Source organism: Pseudomonas sp. MMS21 TM103 (assembly GCF_022132145.1).
Taxonomy (GTDB): Bacteria; Pseudomonadota; Gammaproteobacteria; order Pseudomonadales; family Pseudomonadaceae; genus Aquipseudomonas.
Genome location: NZ_JAJISP010000002.1, coordinates 197441 through 216338, shown reverse-complemented (window position 1 = coordinate 216338; position 18898 = coordinate 197441). Strand labels below are relative to the sequence as shown.

Annotated in this window: 16 protein-coding genes; 7 read left to right on the top strand and 9 right to left on the bottom strand. The window is 65.6% G+C overall.

Annotated features, from left to right (window positions below):
- The first annotated feature begins 4 nt into the window (after positions 1–4).
- The 6 genes from LJY18_RS08055 (at position 5) to LJY18_RS08030 (ending at position 6958) form a co-directional block, all read left to right on the top strand.
- A complete protein-coding gene (locus tag LJY18_RS08055; RefSeq protein ID WP_238041304.1) occupies positions 5–976 on the top strand; it encodes a DUF58 domain-containing protein in 972 nt (323 codons plus the stop codon).
- Positions 969–1445, top strand: a complete 477-nt coding sequence (locus LJY18_RS08050; protein WP_238041303.1) for a DUF4381 domain-containing protein — start codon at positions 969–971, stop codon at positions 1443–1445. Before LJY18_RS08055 ends, LJY18_RS08050 begins: the two co-directional genes overlap by 8 nt.
- Positions 1432–2397, top strand: coding sequence for a VWA domain-containing protein (locus LJY18_RS08045; RefSeq protein ID WP_238041302.1), 966 nt, complete (start codon positions 1432–1434; stop codon positions 2395–2397). Before LJY18_RS08050 ends, LJY18_RS08045 begins: the two co-directional genes overlap by 14 nt.
- Positions 2397–3860, top strand: coding sequence for a VWA domain-containing protein (locus LJY18_RS08040; protein WP_238041301.1), 1464 nt, complete (start codon positions 2397–2399; stop codon positions 3858–3860). Before LJY18_RS08045 ends, LJY18_RS08040 begins: the two co-directional genes overlap by 1 nt.
- A complete protein-coding gene (locus LJY18_RS08035) occupies positions 3857–5056 on the top strand; it encodes a BatD family protein (RefSeq protein ID WP_238041300.1) in 1200 nt (399 codons plus the stop codon). The genes LJY18_RS08040 and LJY18_RS08035 overlap by 4 nt, the downstream gene beginning before the upstream one ends.
- 291 nt (positions 5057–5347) lie before the next feature.
- Positions 5348–6958 (top strand): long-chain fatty acid--CoA ligase, encoded by a 1611-nt coding sequence (locus LJY18_RS08030; protein WP_238041299.1) that lies wholly within the window; start codon positions 5348–5350, stop codon positions 6956–6958.
- 538 nt (positions 6959–7496) lie between these two features.
- Here LJY18_RS08030 and LJY18_RS08025 read toward each other — a convergent pair.
- The 9 genes from LJY18_RS08025 to LJY18_RS07985 form a co-directional block, all read right to left on the bottom strand.
- Positions 7497–8285 carry a hypothetical protein gene (locus LJY18_RS08025; RefSeq protein WP_238041298.1) on the bottom strand — a complete coding sequence of 263 codons (789 nt, stop codon included), beginning with the start codon at positions 8283–8285 and terminating at the stop codon, positions 7497–7499.
- Between the two features lie 198 nt (positions 8286–8483).
- Positions 8484–9563, bottom strand: coding sequence for a zinc-binding dehydrogenase (locus LJY18_RS08020; RefSeq protein WP_238041297.1), 1080 nt, complete (start codon positions 9561–9563; stop codon positions 8484–8486).
- A gap of 451 nt (positions 9564–10014) precedes the next feature.
- A complete protein-coding gene (locus LJY18_RS08015) occupies positions 10015–11655 on the bottom strand; it encodes an arylsulfatase (RefSeq protein WP_238041296.1) in 1641 nt (546 codons plus the stop codon).
- Positions 11656–11674: 19 nt separating this feature from the next.
- On the bottom strand, positions 11675–12385 hold the full coding sequence (locus LJY18_RS08010) for a lipoyl protein ligase domain-containing protein (RefSeq protein ID WP_238041295.1): 711 nt from the start codon (positions 12383–12385) through the stop codon (positions 11675–11677).
- A 4-nt stretch (positions 12386–12389) separates the two neighbouring features.
- Positions 12390–13079 (bottom strand): 2-oxo acid dehydrogenase subunit E2, encoded by a 690-nt coding sequence (locus tag LJY18_RS08005; protein WP_238041294.1) that lies wholly within the window; start codon positions 13077–13079, stop codon positions 12390–12392.
- 14 nt (positions 13080–13093) lie between these two features.
- Positions 13094–13336 carry a lipoyl domain-containing protein gene (locus LJY18_RS08000; protein WP_238041293.1) on the bottom strand — a complete coding sequence of 81 codons (243 nt, stop codon included), beginning with the start codon at positions 13334–13336 and terminating at the stop codon, positions 13094–13096.
- Between the two features lie 10 nt (positions 13337–13346).
- A complete protein-coding gene (locus LJY18_RS07995) occupies positions 13347–14390 on the bottom strand; it encodes an alpha-ketoacid dehydrogenase subunit beta (RefSeq protein WP_238041292.1) in 1044 nt (347 codons plus the stop codon).
- Between the two features lie 16 nt (positions 14391–14406).
- On the bottom strand, positions 14407–15417 hold the full coding sequence (locus LJY18_RS07990) for a thiamine pyrophosphate-dependent dehydrogenase E1 component subunit alpha (RefSeq protein WP_238041291.1): 1011 nt from the start codon (positions 15415–15417) through the stop codon (positions 14407–14409).
- A 64-nt stretch (positions 15418–15481) separates the two neighbouring features.
- On the bottom strand, positions 15482–16897 hold the full coding sequence (locus LJY18_RS07985) for a VOC family protein (RefSeq protein ID WP_238041290.1): 1416 nt from the start codon (positions 16895–16897) through the stop codon (positions 15482–15484).
- A gap of 380 nt (positions 16898–17277) precedes the next feature.
- Here LJY18_RS07985 and LJY18_RS07980 point away from each other — a divergent pair, with 380 nt between their 5' ends.
- Positions 17278–18267 carry an NADP-dependent oxidoreductase gene (locus LJY18_RS07980; RefSeq protein ID WP_238041289.1) on the top strand — a complete coding sequence of 330 codons (990 nt, stop codon included), beginning with the start codon at positions 17278–17280 and terminating at the stop codon, positions 18265–18267.
- Positions 18268–18898: the final 631 nt, after the last annotated feature.

The window sequence follows — 18898 nt, the reverse complement described above, 5'->3', positions numbered from 1 at the left end:
CATGGTGGCCCGCGCTCCAGGCACGGCCACGGCCACCGGCGTGGCAGCGGGCGCCTATGTCGACCTGCAACAGCTGGTCGCCTTGCGCCGTCATGCCAATGATCTGGCCCTGGGGTCGCGCCAACCGGCCCACAGCCTGTCGGCGGGGCGTCATGCCACCCGTTTGCGCGGGCGCGGCCTGAGTTTCGAGGAGCTGCGGCCCTACTGGGCCGGCGATGATGCCCGGCTGATCGACTGGAAGGTGACCGCCCGCCTGCGCCGGCCATTCCTGCGCCTGTTTACCGAGGAGCGCGACCGTCCGGTGCTGCTGGTCGTGGACCAGCGCATGAACCAGTTCTTCGGCAGCCAGCGTGCGTTCAAGTCCGTCATCGCGGCCGAGGTGGCGGCCCTGCTCGGCTGGGCGGGGTTGGCCCGACACGACCGGGTCGGCGCCATCCTGTTCGACGACCAGCGCTGCCGGGAGTTGCGCCCGGGCCGCGGCGACCGCAGCTTTCTGCACCTGCTGCGCTGCCTGGTGCAGCAGAATCAGGCGCTGCACGCACTGAACCCGGGGGATGCCCCGCAGCAGCTCAATGCGGCGCTCGGCCTGGCGCTGCGCCTGGCGCGCCACGATCACCAGGTCGTGCTGATCAGCGACTTCTACGGCATGGACGCGCACACTCGGGCGCTGCTCACGCAATTGCGCCGGCACAACGAGGTGCTGGCCTGCTGGACCCAGGATCCCCTGTTGACCGGTCTGTCCCCCAGCGACGACCTGGTCGTCAGCGATGGCCGCCTGCAGATGACCCTCGACTTCGGGCGGGCCGAGCTGCGGCAGGCGTTGGGGCGTATGCGTGAACAGCGCAGTGAGGAAATCTTCGCCTGGGCCGATGGACTGGGCATACCGCTGCTGCCGGTGTCCACGGCCGAACCGGTGGCCGAGCAACTGCGCGGCTTGCTCGGCCCGGTACAGGCCGGGAGTGTGCGCCGTGGCTGAACGGGCCAGCCTGCAGCAGCTGCACGACCTGGCTTTGCCGCCGCTGTCGGCGTACTGGCCGCCGGCGCCTTTTCTGCTGGGCCTGGCCGGGCTGTTGCTGGCACTGGCCGGGCTGCTGGCCTGGCGCCGTTGGCGGCGCTGGCGGGCCGACGCCTATCGCCGTCGCGCCCTGGCCTGGCTGGTGCGGATCGAGCTACAGGCCAGCCGCGAACCCGCCACGCTGGGCGAGCTGGCACAGCTGCTCAAGCTGGCCGCGCTGCAGGCCTGGCCGCGCCAGCAGGTGGCCGCGCTGTCTGGCACGGCCTGGCTGAGCTTCCTGCGCCAGCAGGCGCCGGGGTGCGAGTTGCCCGAGGCACTGGGCGAATTGTCCGGCTGGCCCCCCGAGCATTTCGCACGGCTCTCCGCGCCTGCGCGTACCCAACTGATTCAGGCCGTGCGCCTGTGGCTGCAGCGCCATGTACGTCCTTGAGCTGCCCTGGCTGTTGCTCCTGCTGCCCTTGCCCTGGCTGCTGCGGCGCTATCTGCCTGGCCAGCGCGTGCGCCAGGACGCCGTGCGCCTGCCGTTCTTCCGCCAGCTGGCCGCCATCGCCGGCGTCACACCGACGGATGCCAGCCCGCTTGCGGCGGGTCGCTGGCGGGCTGTGCTCGACGCGCTGGCCTGGTGCCTGCTGGTACTGGCCTTGGCCGCCCCCAGCCGGCTGGAGCCGCCGCTGACCCAGGCGCGGCCACTGCGCGACCTGCTGTTGGCGGTGGACACCTCGCTGTCGATGGAAACGGCCGATGCCGGGGCGGGGCTCACCCGCATGGCCGCGGTGCAGCAGGTGCTCGATGGCTTCATCGAGAGGCGGGCCGAGGACCGCATCGGCCTGCTGGTGTTCGGCGACCGGCCGCATACCCAGGCCGGCTTCACCCAGGACCGCCAGGCCCTGCATGCCCTGGTGGCCGAATTGCAGCCGGGCATCGCCGGCCCGCGAACGGCGCTGGGCGATAGCATCGGCCTGGCCATACGCCTGTTCCAGAACAGCGCGGCGCGCGAGCGTCTGCTCATCCTGCTCAGCGATGGCAGCGATACGGCCAGCCTCATGGCGCCCGACAAGGCCGCGGAAATTGCCCGCCAGGCCGGTATCCGTATCCATTGCATCGGCTTCGGCCAGGCGGATGGCGAGGGCGAGCAACGCCTCGACGAGGCGCAATTGCAGCGCATCGCCAGCGTGACCGGCGGGCGCTACCTGCAGGCCCGCGACCTGACGCAGCTGCAGGCGGTGTTCGCCGAACTGGATGCCGCGACCCCGCAGCTGCAGGAGACCCTGCAGTTCCAGCCGCGCACGCCGCTCTATGCCTATCCGCTGGCCTTGGCGCTGGGCCTGCTGTTGCTGCAGCTGTTGCCTGGGCGCTCCCGGCGCGTAGCGGAGGAGGGCTGATGGACGCCTGGCTGCCCCTGCACTTGCTGCGTCCCGGCTGGCTGCTGCTGTTGCCCGTGTTGCTGCTGGCCTATTGGCGCCTGCAGCGCCGCGGCAGTCTGGCGAGCTGGCGGCGCCTGATCGCGCCCGAGTTGCTGCCGTATCTGCTGGTCCCTGGCGCGGGTCGCCTGCGCGGCCATGGTCGCTTGCTGGTGCTGCTCGCGCTGTTGCTGCTGGCCCTGGCCGGGCCCGCCTGGTTCAAGCAGCCACTGCCCTTTGCCGAGCGCCGCGCGCCCTTGCTGGTGGCGCTCGATCTATCGTCGGCCATGAACGCCAGTGATCTGGCCCCCAGTCGCCTGGAGCGGGCCAAGCTGAAGCTGCACGACCTGCTGCAGCGCCGCGAAGGCGGGCGTACTGCGCTGATCGTCTACGCCGGCAGTGCCCATGTGCTGCTGCCGCTGACCGAAGACCGCGGTCTGTTCGCCTTGTATCTGGACAGCCTGCAAACCAGCCTGATGCCGCGCTCCGGCAAGAATACCGAGGCCGCACTGGACACCCTGGACCGCTTGCAGGCGAGCCTGGAGCGGCCGGCCATGCGTCTGCTGGTGACCGATGCGCTGGAGCCGCAGCTGGCGCAGCGCCTAGCTCGGCAGCCCGCGGTGATCTGGGCGGCGGGAGGCGATGCCGAGCGCATGGCAGATAAGCTGGGGGTGCCCGTGGTGGCGATGAGCACGGACGACAGCGATGTGCCGCGTATCGACCGTGAACTGAATGCCCACTACCGCGCCGCATTGGCGGATCAGCCCGATGCGCAGTGGCGGGACCAGGGCTGGTGGCTGATGTGGCCGGCTGCGTTGCTGCTGTTGCTGCGCTTTCGCCGTGGGACCTTGGCGGCGCTGCTGTTGCTGCCGCTGCTGGGCCTGCCGCCGCCTGCCATGGCGGCCGAGCTGGCGCTCTGGCAACTCTGGCGAACCCCCGCTCAGCAGGCGTTGCACCTGTACCGCACGGGTGACTTTGATGGCGCCGCCGAGTTGTTCGAGGATCCCCTGTGGCGCGGCGCGGCGCTCTACCGCGTCGGCGATTTCGCCGCGGCGCTGGCGGCCTTCGAGGCGCTTGGTTCGGCCGACGGCTTCTACAACCAGGGCAACGCCCTGGCCATGCTGGGACGCTACGCCGAGAGTGCCGAGCGCTATCAGCGGGCACTGGCCCTGGCCCCCGAGTGGCAGCAGGCGCAGGACAACCTGGGGCTGGTCCTGCGCCTGCAGGAGCAGCTGGCGGCTGACAACGAGGGCGGCGAGGTGACCGAGGAGCCGGATGAGGTACGCCTGGACCTGACCCGCAAGGGCGGCGAGGCGGCGGAGCAGCAGGGCGAGCAGGAGCAGGCGCAGCGCTGGCTGGAAAGCCTGGATGCCGGCCCCGCTGGCTTCCTGCGGCACAAGATGGCCCTGCAACTGGAGCAGCAACGGCGCGAGGTCATGCCATGAGAGCCTGGATCCTGCTACTGGTGCTGCTGGCGCCGCTCGCCTGGGCGGGCGAGCCGTTCGTGCGGATGAAGGTCGAGCCGGAAGGCGAGCTGGTCGCCGGCCAGGCACCGGTGCTGGAATTGCAGATACTGGTGCCGAACTACTTCCTCGCGCCACCGGTGGTGCAGCCGTTGCGCTTGCGCGACGGCACCCTGGCCGAGCAGGTCGGCGGTTCGGCCAATCGGGTCGAGCGGATCGATGGCCAGACCTACGCCGGGATCACCCGCCGCTACCAGCTGCCGCCACTGCCAGCGGGCGAGCATGAATTGGCGCCTGCCGAGATCCGCCTGCGTTTTGCCGGCGAGGACGGGCAGCCGCTGGAAGCGCGCCTGCCGTTGCCGAGCCGGCATTTCCAGGTCAGGCCGGCCGGGGCGGGTAGTGCGGCGCAGGCGCAGGAGGCCGGGCCTGGACAGCTGTCGCTCAGCGACAGCTACGAGCCGGCCGCCGCCACCTTGCAGGTGGGCGACGTGCTGGTTCGCCAGCTCACCACCGAACTGCATGACGCCGGCAATTTGCTGCCGCCGCGCGCGCCGTTGGCCACGCCGGCTGGCGTACGCCTGTATCGCACGGCGCCCCGGCTGGAGCTGGACGATCAGCGCGGCGAGCGGCGGCGGATCAGTCGCGAGACGGTGCGTTACCTGTTCACCAGGCCGGGTAGCGTGGTACTGCCGGCGATCGAGCTGCGGTGGCGCGATACCCGCAGCGGCCGCTGGCAGACGCTGGCCCTGCCATCCAGGATCCTGCAGATTGCCCCACGCGCCGCGGTGCAGGACGCGCCGGCACCGCTCTGGCGTTGGCTGCTGGCTGGCGGCGTGCTGCTGGTCCTGCTGGCCGTGTTGCTGTGGCGCTTCGCACCGCAGGCCTGGCGCCAGTGGCTTGCCGCCCGCGCTGAGCGGCGCCGCCGCTGGCGCCGGCTGCGCGAGGCCTGTCACGCGAGACAGGCGGCAGAGACGGAAGTGACCCTGGATGCCTGGCTCGCCCTGCACCCGTCCGCGAGCGAGCAGTTGCCGGGGCTGCAGCAGGCTCGACAGCAGTTGCTGGTTTACCGCTACGGCAGGAACGTGGTCGCCTGGGATCCCAAGGCCCTGCTCGCTGCTGCGGCGCGCCTGCCTCGACCGGCGAAGCCGGCGGTCACCCACGACGGTCTCAATCCCTAGTTTCGACAGGCCTTGCCGGTGCGGCAGAACGGCTTACGGCAAGTGGCGGTTGCTGGCTGTAGCCCGGCAGCCGCGACGCTCAGTCTGCCGGGCAGGCCGTCAGGAAATGTCAGTCGGTTGGCGCAAATTGCTAAGTTCTCAACGGTCGTTGCGGGCAACCTCCCACCACCAAGCACATTTGAGGCGCTGTCCCGATAGCCGGGTGGGGACCTGCTGCCCGAGCGGCGGCATCTTCCGCCTGCTGGCCTGCTCCTCAAGTCTCCTGACAACGACAACAATCTGGAGTTTGCCATGCAAGACCTGATGATGAAGGACCAGCTCAATATCCGCATGATCATGCAGCATGCCGAAGAGATCGCCGGCAATGTTGAGATTGTCTCCGTGCTCGGCACGGGGCAGCGTCATCGCTACACCTATGCGGCCGCCTTCGCCCGTGCCCGCCAGCTGGCCAATGCGCTCGACCGCCTGGAGATCAGCCCAGGCGCGCGAGTCGCCACCTTGGCCTGGAACGACTACCGCCATTTCGAGCTCTACTACGCGCTGCCTTGCTCCGGCCGGGTCTGCCACACCATCAACCCGCGCCTGTTCGCCGAACAGGTTGCCTTCATCATCAACGATGCCGCGGACGAAGCCATCTTCGTCGACCCCCAGTTCGTTCCCCTGCTGGAGACGCTGCACGAGCAGTTGTCTGACGTGCGCCACATCGTCGTGCTCTGCGCCGAGGCGGAGCTGCCGGGTTCGACGCTGCTCGAACTGAAGAGCTATGAAGCGCTGCTGGCGGCGCAGACGCCGCATTATGACTGGCCCGAAGTGGAGGAACGCACCCCCAGCGGGCTCTGCTACACGTCCGGTACGACCGGAAATCCCAAGGGCGTGCTCTACAGCCACCGCAGCACCGTGCTGCATAGCCTGGCCGGCAACCTGGCGGATGCGGTCGGCCTGCGCGCCAGCGACAGCGTGCTGCCGATCGTGCCGATGTTCCACGTCAATGCCTGGGGTATGCCTTATAACGCCGCCATGGTCGGCGCCAAGCTGGTGCTGCCAGGGCCCAAGGCTGGCGATGGGGCGACCCTGGCCAGTCTGATCAATGATGAGGGCGTGAGTTTCGCCCTGGGCGTGCCGACCGTCTGGCTCGCCCTGACCACGTATCTGGAAAAGACCGGCGAGTCGATTCCCAGCCTGACCCGGGCGGTGTCCGGGGGCTCGGCCTGCCCGTTGGCGCTGATCGAAACCATGCAGCGGCATGGGGTGGCCCTGGAGGTTGGCTGGGGCATGACCGAAACCAGTCCGCTCGGCTCCTACAATCGCGAACAGCCCTGGTATGCCCAGCTCGATGAGCGCGCTCGCGGGGAGCAGCGGGTCAAGGCCGGTCGGCAGATGTTTGGTGTGCGCATGCGGCTTGTCGACGAGCAAGGCGCCGAACTGCCGCGCGATGGCAAGAGTGCCGGCGCACTGCAGGTACGCGGTCCCTGGGTGTGCAGTGGCTATTTCGGCAAGGAGCCCGGTGGCGAGTGGTTCGACACGGGCGATGTGGCGATGCTCGACGCCCAGGGTTACATGCAGATTACCGACCGCACCAAGGATGTGATCAAGTCCGGCGGCGAGTGGATCAGCTCGATCGATATCGAGAACGCCGTCATGGCCCATCCGGCGGTGGCCGAGGCCGCGGTCATTGGTCTGGCGCATCCGCGCTGGGGAGAACGCCCCCTGATGGTTGTGGTGGCGCGGCCCGACCATGCGCCACAGTCGGCGGAACTTATCGGTTTCCTGGAGGGCAAAGTGGCCAAGTGGTGGCTGCCGGACGCCTGCGAACTGGTCGAGGAGTTGCCGCACACGGCCACCGGCAAGGTCAGCAAGAAGGACCTGCGCGAGCGTTTCGCCGATTACCAGTGGCCCCACTGAGTCGTCGCACCTGCGCCAGAAGACTTTCTGGCGCCATTGCTTCCCTGCTGCGCTGTAACAAGGCAACCCGTCGTCCAGCAATTGGTCGGCGGTACCTTGAGCTGGACGGTTACTCAAATCTGCCGGCGCTGACCGTGACCAGTTGAGTGGTCTGCTTGACCGTCAAGCCATCCATGAGCTTGCCATAGCGCTGCTACCCAATTGCTCGCTCAGCCAACAAATCCGCGTGAGATGCGTCGACAGCCGGAACGCGTTGGGCGAGGGGCTATCGATTGCTTGCTCCGTCAGCGTTGGCGCCAGCGCTTCGCCTCAGGCATCCGGCAGCCTCGAAGCCATGATACGGATCGCCAATTGCGGATCAGGCGTTGTGCTGTGCCAAGGAGTTCGGGCGCGATCGAGTGGTAGTCAAGCCGCTGCCCGTGGCCGGGGTTGCGCCAGAGAGGGTGGCCAGCAGCCTTCTCTGCATCGACGATTGACCGTCCGCTGGGGCTGATGCGCCCGCCTATGACCGCACCGATGGCTAGGCGGGGCAAGGGGATCAGGCGATCAGGCGGGCCAGGTGCTCGCGGGCGGCCTGCTGGTCGAGGCGCTCCATGGCGTCCAGAGCCTTGAGCTGCATGGCCTGCTCCAGGTGGCCGCGAATGTCCGCTTCCTTGTCGCCGTACATCACTTCCAGGCCGCGCGCGTACTCGGTGCGCGGTATCAGGGCCTGGGGGGCGTAATCGACGGCTTGCTCATAGTGCTCATGTGCGCCGTCCTGGGTGGCGCCATAGAGCATGCGGCCCATCAGGGCGCCAGCCTGGTCGGAGATCGCCGCGTGCCAGCCGGCGAAGGTGGCGTGGGCTTCCGGGTGCCTGGGCGACAGTTCCAGGCACTTCTGCAGCTGCTCCTTGATGCGCCCGCCGAAGCCCTGGGCCAGGGCTTCGATGATGGAGATCGACTGGCTGTAGCGGCCCATGGCTACCGCATGGATGTAGTGCAGGTTGGCGCTGACCAGGCCGGCATCCTCGGCTTCTTCGCAAAGCTTCATGACCTGCTTGAACAGTGCGCCACGGCGCTTGTCATCGGTTTCGATGTACTGCGCATAGATAGTGGCCGCGAAGGCTGCCGGAACCACGCCTACTCCTCCGGCGGCGAGGCCTTGCTCATAGGCCTGGGCGAACTCGCCCAAGTGGTAGTGGCGCCAGGCATCCTGAACAGCCGGATCTGCCGGGAACGACTCCGGGCACCCCTGGTGCAGGGCTTCCCAGTGTTGCTGCAGGCCTTCGCCGGCCAGGTCGAGATCGTGCATGTCGATCGGGCAGGGCTGCCATTCCTGTGTGTTCATCGCTTCGCTCCAGGGTGTGAGGGTAGAAGCACAGGCTTGTGGCTCGCGCTTCTGGGGGTCATTGAACGGGGATGGGGCCCAGTTGGGCCCAGGTCCTTCATCGGGTAGTTGCGGTTGGCGCTGCCTCTGTCTGACAAGGGCGACCACTGCCACGGCGATGGATCGCCCGCGCCTCTGTTGCAGGGTCGACGCCGTGGTTCACTCGAAGGTGATGATGATCTTGGCGTGCTCATCCGGCTTGGCCAGGGTGCTGAAGGCATCGGCCACGCCCGTCATCGGCACGTGGCCGGTGATCATCGGGGACGCATCGAGCTTGCCATCGGCCAGCGCGTGCAGGGTCTGATGGAACTCCTCGCCGTTATAGCCGAAGGAGAAGTGCACGTTGGCTTCTTTGCCAATGGCGACAGCCGGCTCGATCTTGTCGGTTTCCATGCACAGGCCGACGACGATCAGGCGCGAACGCGGCGGCGCATGCTGGATCACCTGCTGGATCATGCCGGGAATCCCCACGCACTCGAACACCACGCAGGGGCGCGGTTGCGGGCCGAGACCGAGCAGGGCCATCGGGCCGTTGATGTCGTAGCCTTCCGGTGCCGCGACCTGCAGCCAGGACTGGTAGGGCGACTGCTCGGCGGGGTTGACCACGATATCGGCACCGAGTTTTTCCGCCAGTGCACGGCGCTTGGGCGAGAAGTCAGAGGCCACCACCGGGCCGATGCCACGCGACTTGAGGATGGCGATCACGGCCAGGCCGATCGGCCCGCAGCCGATGACCACCGGCACCTCATCCCCGTTCAGCTGGGCACGGTTGACGGCATGTGCCGCGACCGTCAGCGGCTCGGTCAGCGCAGCGATATCGGCAGGCAGGTCGCCGGGTACCGGCATCACCATCTGCTCGGCCAGCACCATCTGCTCGCCGTAACCACCGGGGTACTGGTTGGAATAGCCAACGTGGTGAAACTTGTCGCCACGGATCACGAATGGCAGCGAGCAGACCTTGGTGCCCACCTTGAGCTTCTTGTCACTGCCGGGACCATGATCGAGGACCTCGCCGCAGAACTCGTGGCCAAACACCACATCCTGCTTGGTGTCGAAATCGATCGGCAGGTTGGCGCGCTTGAAGGTGGCCAGCACCGGCTCGCAATGGTGGAACATGTGCAGGTCGGAACCGCAGATACCGCAGGCGAGGGTCTTGACCAGTACTTCGCCTTGGCCTGGTGTCGGCGCCTGGATTTCGTCTACCAACAGCTGTTGGTCACGCATTACGACCGCTTTCATGGGGTTGTCCTCTCTTGTGGTTGTACTGTTGTCGCTCGTGTAGCGAGGCTGTGGAGCGACGAATAGCTATGGACTTGACCGAACAGTGTTAGCGGGTTGTCCGGGTCAAGGGGCTGTCCCGTTGCCTCGGCGCTGGAGGTGACTGTTCTGGCTGGTGTCAAAAGATTATTCGATCCCTTTGTGCAAATAATTAACAAATGACGACAATCGCCATGCATTACATGACAGGCGCAACAAGCGCTTGGTCGCGTTGCAGGGTCTCGGCTGTTTGAGGGCCGGCGCGCTGGGGAAACCAGGCATTGGCGTCTTCCGAACCGGGCTCCGCCAGACGGCGAGGGCGCCGCCGTCCAGTGGTTTGAGGTGCCAGGCGTTGTACATGGTTAGGTCTTGCGCAACGCCTGGTGCTCAATAAGCAGACGCCGAGACGCCGCTGACGCGGCGTCTCGGCGACTTACTGAACGGGCTTGGCCAGGCCAAGCTCCTTCATCGGGTACTGGCGATAACTGGCCATGTGCCGGGTGACCAGGTTGAGAATGTTCGGCAGGCCCCACTCGAAGGTGCGGTGGCCGACGCTCTTCATCTCCTTGGGATCGAGGTAGAGGTTGTAGACCCAGGGCGACATGCCTGTGCCGATCAGCATGGATTCGTCGATGTTGGAACCCGGCACCGGGGTCTGGAACACCTTGAAGTGCACCTTGAATTCGTTCCAGCGCAGGGCGGTGAAGTTGCGTTCGCTGTACATGAACACCGCTTCACGGTTGCTCAGGCCGTTATCGGCAAGCAGGAAGGAGGTCTGGTCGACGCCGTCGATGTAGCGGTCGGTTGGCACGTTCACGCCGCCGAGGGTCAGGCTGGTGTTGAACAGGTCCATCAGGTCGAACAGCTCATCGCTCTCACGACCGGGTTCAATCATGCCGGGCCAGTAGGCGATACCGGGGACCCGCACACCGCCTTCCCAGGTGGTGCCCTTGCCGCCACGCCACGGGTGGAAACCGGCATCCGGCCAGGCGTCTTCGTTGGCACCGTTGTCGGAGGTGAAGAACACCAGGGTGTTGTCGGCGACGCCTTCTTCTTTCAGTTTGGTCAGCAGACGGCCGACGATGTCGTCGACTTCTATAACGGCATCCTTGTAGGGCGTTCTGGCCGGGCTCTTGCCGGTGAAGGCCTTGGCCGGGAAGTTGTCGTTGTGCACGCGGGAGAAGGAATGCACCAGGTAGAACGGCTTCTTCGCCTGTACGGCGCGGTGGATGAAGTCTTCCGAGTAGGTGGCGAATTGCTGGTCGATCTCCGCGACTTTTTCCAGCGAGTCCAGTTCGGTGATGACCTTGAGCGCTTTGCCCTTGTGCCCGGCCGTTACGGCAGGGTGGCTGACCTGGTGCAGCGCGGCCATGCGCTCGGGGTTCAGGGTCAGCTCCGGGTAGCGGCGCGGATCGAGGCCCTGGGTCACTTCACTGACCACACTGAGGATGCCCAGGTATTCGTTGTAACCCACCTGGTGCGGCTGGCCACCGTCGGCTTCGCCGAGGTGCCACTTGCCCGACAGGGCAGTCATGTAGCCGGCTTCGCTGAGCAGGCCGGCGGCGGTCTTCTCGCTTTCCCATGGGTTGACCAGTACCCGCTCGCCGGTGAGGGTCGGGCGGGTCAGGCCGGTACGCGCCGGCAGGCGGCCGGTCATCATCGCCGAGCGGGTCGGGGTGCAGGTGGGTTGGGCGTAGGTGGAGGTCAGCTTCAGTCCGGCACGGGCCATGTTGTCGATGTGTGGCGTGGGTGCGCCGATGGCGATGCCACCGCCGAATGCACCCGGATCGCCCCAGCCCATGTCGTCGACCAGCATGATGAGGACGTTCGGCTTACGCCCGGTGCGCGCCTCCAGCTCCTTGAGGTGTTTGGCCACTTCGCTCTGCTGGTCGGCATGCAGTCGGGCCGGCTCCAGCGACTCGGAAATGGGCTGCGCCTGGATAAAAGGGTTTTGCGCCAGTGCGCCAGTGGCGATTGCCCCCAGGCCAATCCCCAGGACCACGGCCAGGGTCTTGAGCAGTCCAGGGCGCTGGATGGCGGTAACGACATCGAGGTGTTTCGTTGTTCTTTGCATGAGCATTTTCCTGTTGTTGTTATCGGGTGTCGTGCAAATGACCAAGCAGGTGCGTGTGCAAGCGCTGGCGGGCCTGCTCGGACTCACCGAGAGGAACGGGTGCCGTCAGGGCATGCAGGTGTGAGTACTCGGGCATGTGTCCCGAGTGAATAAATTCGAGTTGTTCCCAGGGCGTTTGGCCCACCAGCAGGCCGGCACTGAGCAAGGTGCCCCAACGACCGCGGTACTGAGCCAGGCCGAGCACCTTGCGGCCGTCGGCGTCGAGCAGTTCGCCGTGGGAAATACCGGCAAAGCAGACCCAGTCCAGGCTGTGCTGGCGGACCAGGTCCTGGTGCTGCTGAAATACATCGGGTGTGGCCAGGTGGGTGGAGATACCGAGATCGGCCAATGCGTGTTGCCAGCAGCGGCCGAACCAGCTGAAGGCTTGCACATGACTGAGTGCCGCGCGGGGATGTTCGGCGGGCAACAGCAGATTGAGCCCGAGCATCCACGGGCCGGCGAGGACTGCACCGCCGCCGCTGCGGCGTTGGGTCACGCCGCAGTAGAGCAGGGCGGCTCGTCCCTGCGCGGCTTCGTTGTCGCCACCGCGGCGACCGTAAATCAGGCAGGGCCTGCGATAGTTGATGAAGGCCAGTGCCGGGGCCGTGAGGCCCGTGGCCAGGTGCTGGTCGATCCACAACTGTTCGGCTTGGCCGCTTTGCAGTCGACTGATCCTGACCCGGGTCGTCATGGGCTTACAGCTCGGCCGCTTGCAGGCGGGCACCCAGGTCACGGAGGAACAGGCTGGCCGGGTAGCCATCCACCGCGCGGTGGTCGAACACCAGGTTGAGGGTGGCGACCTTGGCCACAGCGGGGACGCCATCACGCACCACGACGGCTTCGCGGGTCTGGCCGACACCGAGGATGCCGACCTGGGGCGGGTTGAGGATCGGCGTCACCCAGTCGATCCCGGCCGCCGCCAGATTGCTCAGGGTAAAGGTGCCTTTCTGGTAGGCCGCCGGCGCCAGCTTGCCGGTGCGTGCCGCCGTCGCCATCTGCCCCAGTTCCTCGGCCAGTTGCACCGCATCCTTGGTTTCGGCGTCGCGGATCACCGGAGTCACCAGACCCTTGTCGGTGTGTACGGCCACGGCCAGGTTGACCGCGTGGATTTCCTCGATGCCCTTGTCGGTGAGCAGGGCGTTGAGGCGCGGATGCTCCTTGAGGGTCAGTGCCAGGGCCTGCAACATCAGCGCGGTCGGGGTGACCTTGACGCCACGCTCGGCGCTGATGGCCTTGGCCCGTGCCAGCAGGGCGTCCATGGGGACGTCCAGGCCAAGGGCAACGCGGGGCGCCTGCCAGGCCTGGGTCATGCTGCGCGAGATGATTCCGCGCAGTCCAGTCAGTGGCACCAGGGTACGATCCGGTGCCTGTGCTTGCTCACTCATGTTCGACTCTCAGTTCAGTTCAGCTCGGCCAATGCCTGGCCGCGGGTGAAGTTGTCCTGGGCGGCGACCAGCAGCTTGCCGATGGTGCCGGCGGCCGGGGCGAGCACGTCGAAGCTGGTCTTGATGACCATCACGCTGGCCACCAGTTGGCCCGCCTCGACCACGTCGCCTTCCTTGACATGCCACTCGTCAAGCAGGGCCTCGGTGCCTTCTTCGATGTCTTCCCAAGCGTCGTCTTGCAGATGGATTGCGGTCATGGTGTGCACCTCAAAGGGGGTTGTTCATCAGAGATTCCACGGCCTCGACGATGTTCGAGACCTGCGGGATAACCTGGTTTTCCAGGGCCGGGCTGTAGGGGATGTTGACGTCTGGAATAGCCAGGCGGCGCGGGGCGGCCTTGAGCGTGAAGCGGCCGAGGTTTTCGGCCACCCGGGCAATGATCTCGCCGGTCACGCCAAAGCTCAGGTAATCCTCGTCGATCACCAGCAGGCGGCCGGTCTTGCTCAGCGAGGTGTAGATCGAGTCCATGTCCAGCGGCACCAGGGTGCGCGGGTCGATGATCTCGACGCTGATGCCCTGGGCTTCCAGTTCGGCGGCGGCGAGACGAGCCTTGTGCACCATCTGGGCGAAGGCGACGATGGTCACGTCGCTGCCCTTGCGGACGATGCGCGCTTCGCCGAAGGGAATGGCGTAGGGCTCTTCCGGTACGTCGGTGGCGAACTGGGCGTCGATGAAGTTGAGTACCGGCAGGCCCAGCAGGCCGCGGTGGAACAGGTAGACCACCGGGTTGTCATCGCGGATCGCGGTGGTCATCAGGCCCTTGGCGTCGTAAGCATTGGACGGGATCACCACCTTGATACCCGGGGTGTGGGCGAAGTAACCGTGCAGGGTCTGCGAGTGCTGGGCCGCATCGCAGATGCCGCCGCCGGTGGAGGCGGTGATCACCAGCGGCAGCTTCACCGCACCACCGGACATGTAGGTGGTCTTGGAAATATTGTTGAGGATCTGGTCGAAGCACACGCCCATGAAATCGACGAACATCAGTTCGGCGATCGGGCGCATGCCCTGAGCCGCGGCGCCGAGGGCGGTACCGAGGATGGCGGTCTCGGAGATCGGCGTGTCACGCACGCGCTCGGCGCCGAACTCCTTGTGCAGGCCGACGGTGGACTGGAACACACCGCCGATCTGACCGACGTCTTCGCCCAGGCAGAACACGGAACTGTCGCGGGCCATTTCCTGGCGGATGGCTTCAACCATCGCCATGTAGAAGGGCAGCTTGCGGACTTCGGCCGCAGTGTTGGCATTGCTCATTGGCTGGCTCCTGATGCTATTCGGCGAAGAGGTGTTGACGCGCTTCGGCGGCGTCCGGGTAGGCGCTGGCGCGGGCGAAGGCGATGGCCACCTGGACCCGCTCGCTGGCGGCGCTGCGGGCCTGCTTGACCTGCTCTTCGTTCAGTACGCCCTGTTCCAGCAGCTGCTTTTCCAGACGGATGATCGGGTCGCTCTGTTTGAGGGCACGCACTTCGCCTTTCGGGCGGTAGCCTTCCGGGTCGCCCTGGAAGTGACCGTAGTAACGGTCGACCTTCATCTCGATCAGGGTCGGGCCCTCACCACGACGGGCGCGGGCGATGGCTTCACCGGCGGCGACGTGCATGGCCACGGCATCGTTTTCGGCCACGCGAATGCCCGGCATGGCATAGCCAGCGGCGCGTTCGACGTTGCTTTCCACGGCGGTCGAGGCTTTTTTGCTTACCGAGATACCGTAGTTGTTGTCCTGGCAGACAAACACCACCGGCAGCTGCCACAGGCTGGCCAGGTTCAGCGACTCGTGGAACGAGCCCTGGTTGGCCGCACCCTCACCGAACTCGGCAATGGCCACGGCGCCGTTGCCCTTGAGCTTGGCCGCCAGCGCCGCACCGACGGCATGCGGGATGCCGGCGCCGACGATGCCGTTGCAGGCGAAGTTGACCTCGGGGTCGTACAGGTGCATGTGGCCGCCCTTGCCGCGGCACAGGCCGTCGACCTTGCCGAAGATCTCGGCGGTCATGCGGTCCAGGTTGACGCCTTTGGCGATGGCGAAGTGGTGGGCACGGTGGGTGCCCCACACCGAATCCTGCGGCTCCAGGTGCACGCAGACACCGGCGGCGGCGGCTTCCTGACCGGCGGACAGGTGCATCTCGCCGGGGATGGTGCCGGCGCCGATGTCGAAGGCCAGGCCTTTCTGGATGTGCGGCGGCAGTTTGCCTTCGAAGTACACCATGGCCAGGGTGTCTTCGTACTCGCGAATCAGCAGCATGCGGTGGTACATCCACAGCAGCTGGTCATGGGTTGCTTGCATGGAGGTGTCTCCCTTGGGTTGAGTGGCGACCGTGTCGGCGGCCCGTTACCGGACCGCAGAACTATCAGGCCGCGTGGCTAACCGACGCCTGCGAGGCTTGGCGGCTGCGTTGTTCACAGAGGGTTTTCAGGCGTTCGGTGGCCTGTTTCATACGTCCGCCGATGAGCAGGCGCATCAGCCACTGGGTGCCGGGGATCTTGGCCTTGAAGCGGATGCTGTAATCGACAAAGACGCGGCCATCGGCGGTTTCGCGCAAATCGATACGGCCGAAGTGAAACTTCACCGGTGCGCCGCTGATCAGGCGATAGTCCATGCGCTGCAGCGGTTCGAAGGTCATCACTTCCTCAACCACTTTCTCGCCGAGACGAGTCAGCTCGCGCAGGGCGCCGACGCCGGCGGGATGCTCGCGGCCTTCTTGCAGCAACTTGCCCTGGTAGCACCACCAGTCACCGATGTTGGCGTGGTCGGCGAGCACGTCCCAGATCACTTCGCGCGGGGCGTTCACTCGAACCTGGTGGTGTACCTGGGTATCGAAGTGCTTGGCGGTGAAGCCCATGAACCGGTCGAAATAGGGGCGCACGCTGAGCAACTCGATGGAGAAGCCTTGCGGGTCGTTGACGTACATCACCGCCCAGTTGAGCACGCTGATCGGGATCGGAAAGTTGGGTTTGGCACCGGCGTTGACCGTGCGTTTAAAGACGCGGCGCAGCTCGGTTTCCTGGCGGAAGCCGAAGGCGATATTGAGGATACCCAGGTCGCTGATGCGGTAGTCGGCCGGTAATGCACGGCCCAACGGATTGAGGTACTGCACCACCTCGATCAGCATGTCATCGGCCCAGAACAGCGCGCTCTTGCGCTCGGCACCGGCCAGGCCCCACAGGGCTTCGTGCTCGGGGCCGTGCAGGCGAACACCCTTGGCTTCTTCCATGTCCAGGGCATTGCGGAAGAAGTCGCGGCTCTGCTCCAGATCGGCCACCGACAGGGTAATGAAGCGCACGGTCGGACGCTGGCCACCGCGTGGACGTAAACGCGGGTTCGGCGCGCGCGGATCGTCCTCCATCAGCTCCAGCAGGGCGCCATCGGGGTCGCGCAGGCAGGCGCGGCGCTGGCCGGGCTGGCCAACCACGTCACCGTAAAGATTCGCGCCCAGGCGTTCGGCGCGCTGCAGGGCAGCATCGAAGTCCGGCACATGGATGCCGACCAGGTTGTAGCCGATGTCGCACATGCGCCAATCGTCCGGGAGCGGACGACTTAGCGGCCGATCATATTCGAAGAGCTCAATCTGAAACTGTTCCTGGGTATCCAGCAGCCACCAGCAGGTGGTGCGAGCTCCGGGTATGCCCTGCACCGTGGAGCATGCTTTGCCCTTGAACGACTCGGTACCACCGGCAGGGGTGAAGCCGAACAGGTCCTGGTACCACTGGTGAGAGCGTCGTAGGTCGCTGACGCTGAAGGCGATCTGAGAAAGCCGCTGGCTCATGGATTTGACCTTTGTTGTTGTGATGAATGGGTCTGCCCGTACCCACGTCAAACTGCGGGTCAACGAATTATTCGGCGACTCGCCGGGGCTAACTTGTCAAATGGCGTCAATGGCCGTGCATTCCATGACAGCGGCCGGCCCCTTGGATTGGCTGGCGCCAGCAGGGCGGCTAAATGAGCGATGCGCTGTATGAAATACCAATTACCTGGCGCGAAATGGTAAGTATTGGGTTGGGGGGCTTATTAGGCTGCTGCATGAATCGGGTGGATCGAGGTGATGACCATCGACTGGTTGATCATCCGTCGCTCGGCGGCAGTTGAAATGTGCCTGCATGCCGGCTTCCTCCTTTGCCGTTCCCATACCTAGCGAGCGAGAACCTAATGCAGTACAAAGCCATTACCTTTGTAAAACGTCCTATTGCCGATATCACCGCGGATACCTTCGAGCTGGTCACCCTGGAGACTCCGGTCCTCAAGGATGGCGAATTCCTGGTCAAGCAGACCCACATGTCGCTCGACCCGGCCATGCGTACCTGGATGCAGGACAACCCCAATAGCTATATTCCCCCGATCGCTATCGGTGAGGTGATGCGCTCCTTCGGTGTCGGCGAGGTGGTCGAGTCGAAGAACCCCGCCTTCCCGGTCGGCGCCCGTGTCATTGGCATCACCGGCTGGGCCGAATATGTACTGGGCGGTGCGGACATGCAGATCGTCCCGCACGAGCTGCCGGTCGAGGCGCTTATGTGCGTGCTGCACGTGCCGGGCCTGACCGCCTATGTCGGCCTGTTCGAAGTGCTGCGACCGAAGGCGGGCGAGACCCTGGTGGTCTCGGGCGCGGCCGGTTCGGTGGGCTCCTTGGTCGGCCAGATGGCCAAGGCCGAGGGGCTGCGGGTGATCGGCATCGCCGGTAGCGACGACAAGTGTCGCTGGCTGGAAGAGGAACTCGGCTTCGATCGTGCCATCAACTACCGCTCCGCTAACCTGGCCGAGCAACTGGCTGAAGCCACACCGAACGGCGTGGACGCCTATTTCGAGAATACCGGCGGGCCGATCCAGCAGCTGGTGTTTGATCGTATGAACCGCTTCGGCCGGATCAGCGTCTGCGGCATGATCTCCGACTACAACCGTGAGACCCCATTGCCGGGGCCAAACTGGATGGACATCAACCTCAAGGCACTGCGTGTCGAGGGCTTCGTGATCGTCGACCATTACGACAAGGCCCCGAAGGCTGTCGAGGTGCTGACCGGTTACCTGCAGAAGGGCCAGATCAAGTATCGCGCCCACGTGCTGCAAGGCCTGGAGAGCGCCATAGAAGGTGTCAACCTGCTGTTCAACGGCGATAATCAGGGCAAACTGCTGGTCGAGCTCTAAGCGTTCAGCTAAGGCTTGCTTCACCAAGCCCCGGGCCCTAGCCCCGGGGCTTTTTGTTTGGCCATGTAACCATTAGCAGGCCGTTGAAAAACCACCTGCGTTTTTCAACGGCCTGTTAGGTGTTGCAGGGGGCGCCAACGGCTTCCTTGACCGCAGAGGACAGGCTGGGGGCTCGCCGCTAGCGCTCCGGTTTGCGCCACCAGCCTAGCTGGTTGAGCAGACAGCGGGAGGCCATGAAGACAGCTCATCCCGAGCTTGATCCGGCTGAGATAGACCTTGAGGTTGTGGGTATGGAGCCCAAGGCGGTCGCGCCCGACCATCGCGGCGATCTGGTGGTTGCCGGTGCCCCTGCGTGATGCTGACGCCACCAGCATGGGGTCGCCAGCGTCGTCGCTTGAGTCACTCCAGGCAGAGTGTCGCATCACCCGCGAGGATCCCGGTCTGCTGGGGGCTGACTCAAGGCCTGATGGAGCGCGAACTGCTCTGCTTGCTGCCGAGTCGGACTGGCCAGTGATGAAAGACCTGGCTGCCCATGATCCGCAGACCTAAGCGTGGGCAGGGCTGCTCTGCGATTGTTTCTTGCCGCTGGTGGTTGCGAGCGAGTCTTTGTTGGGAATTGGCGTGGGTTTGT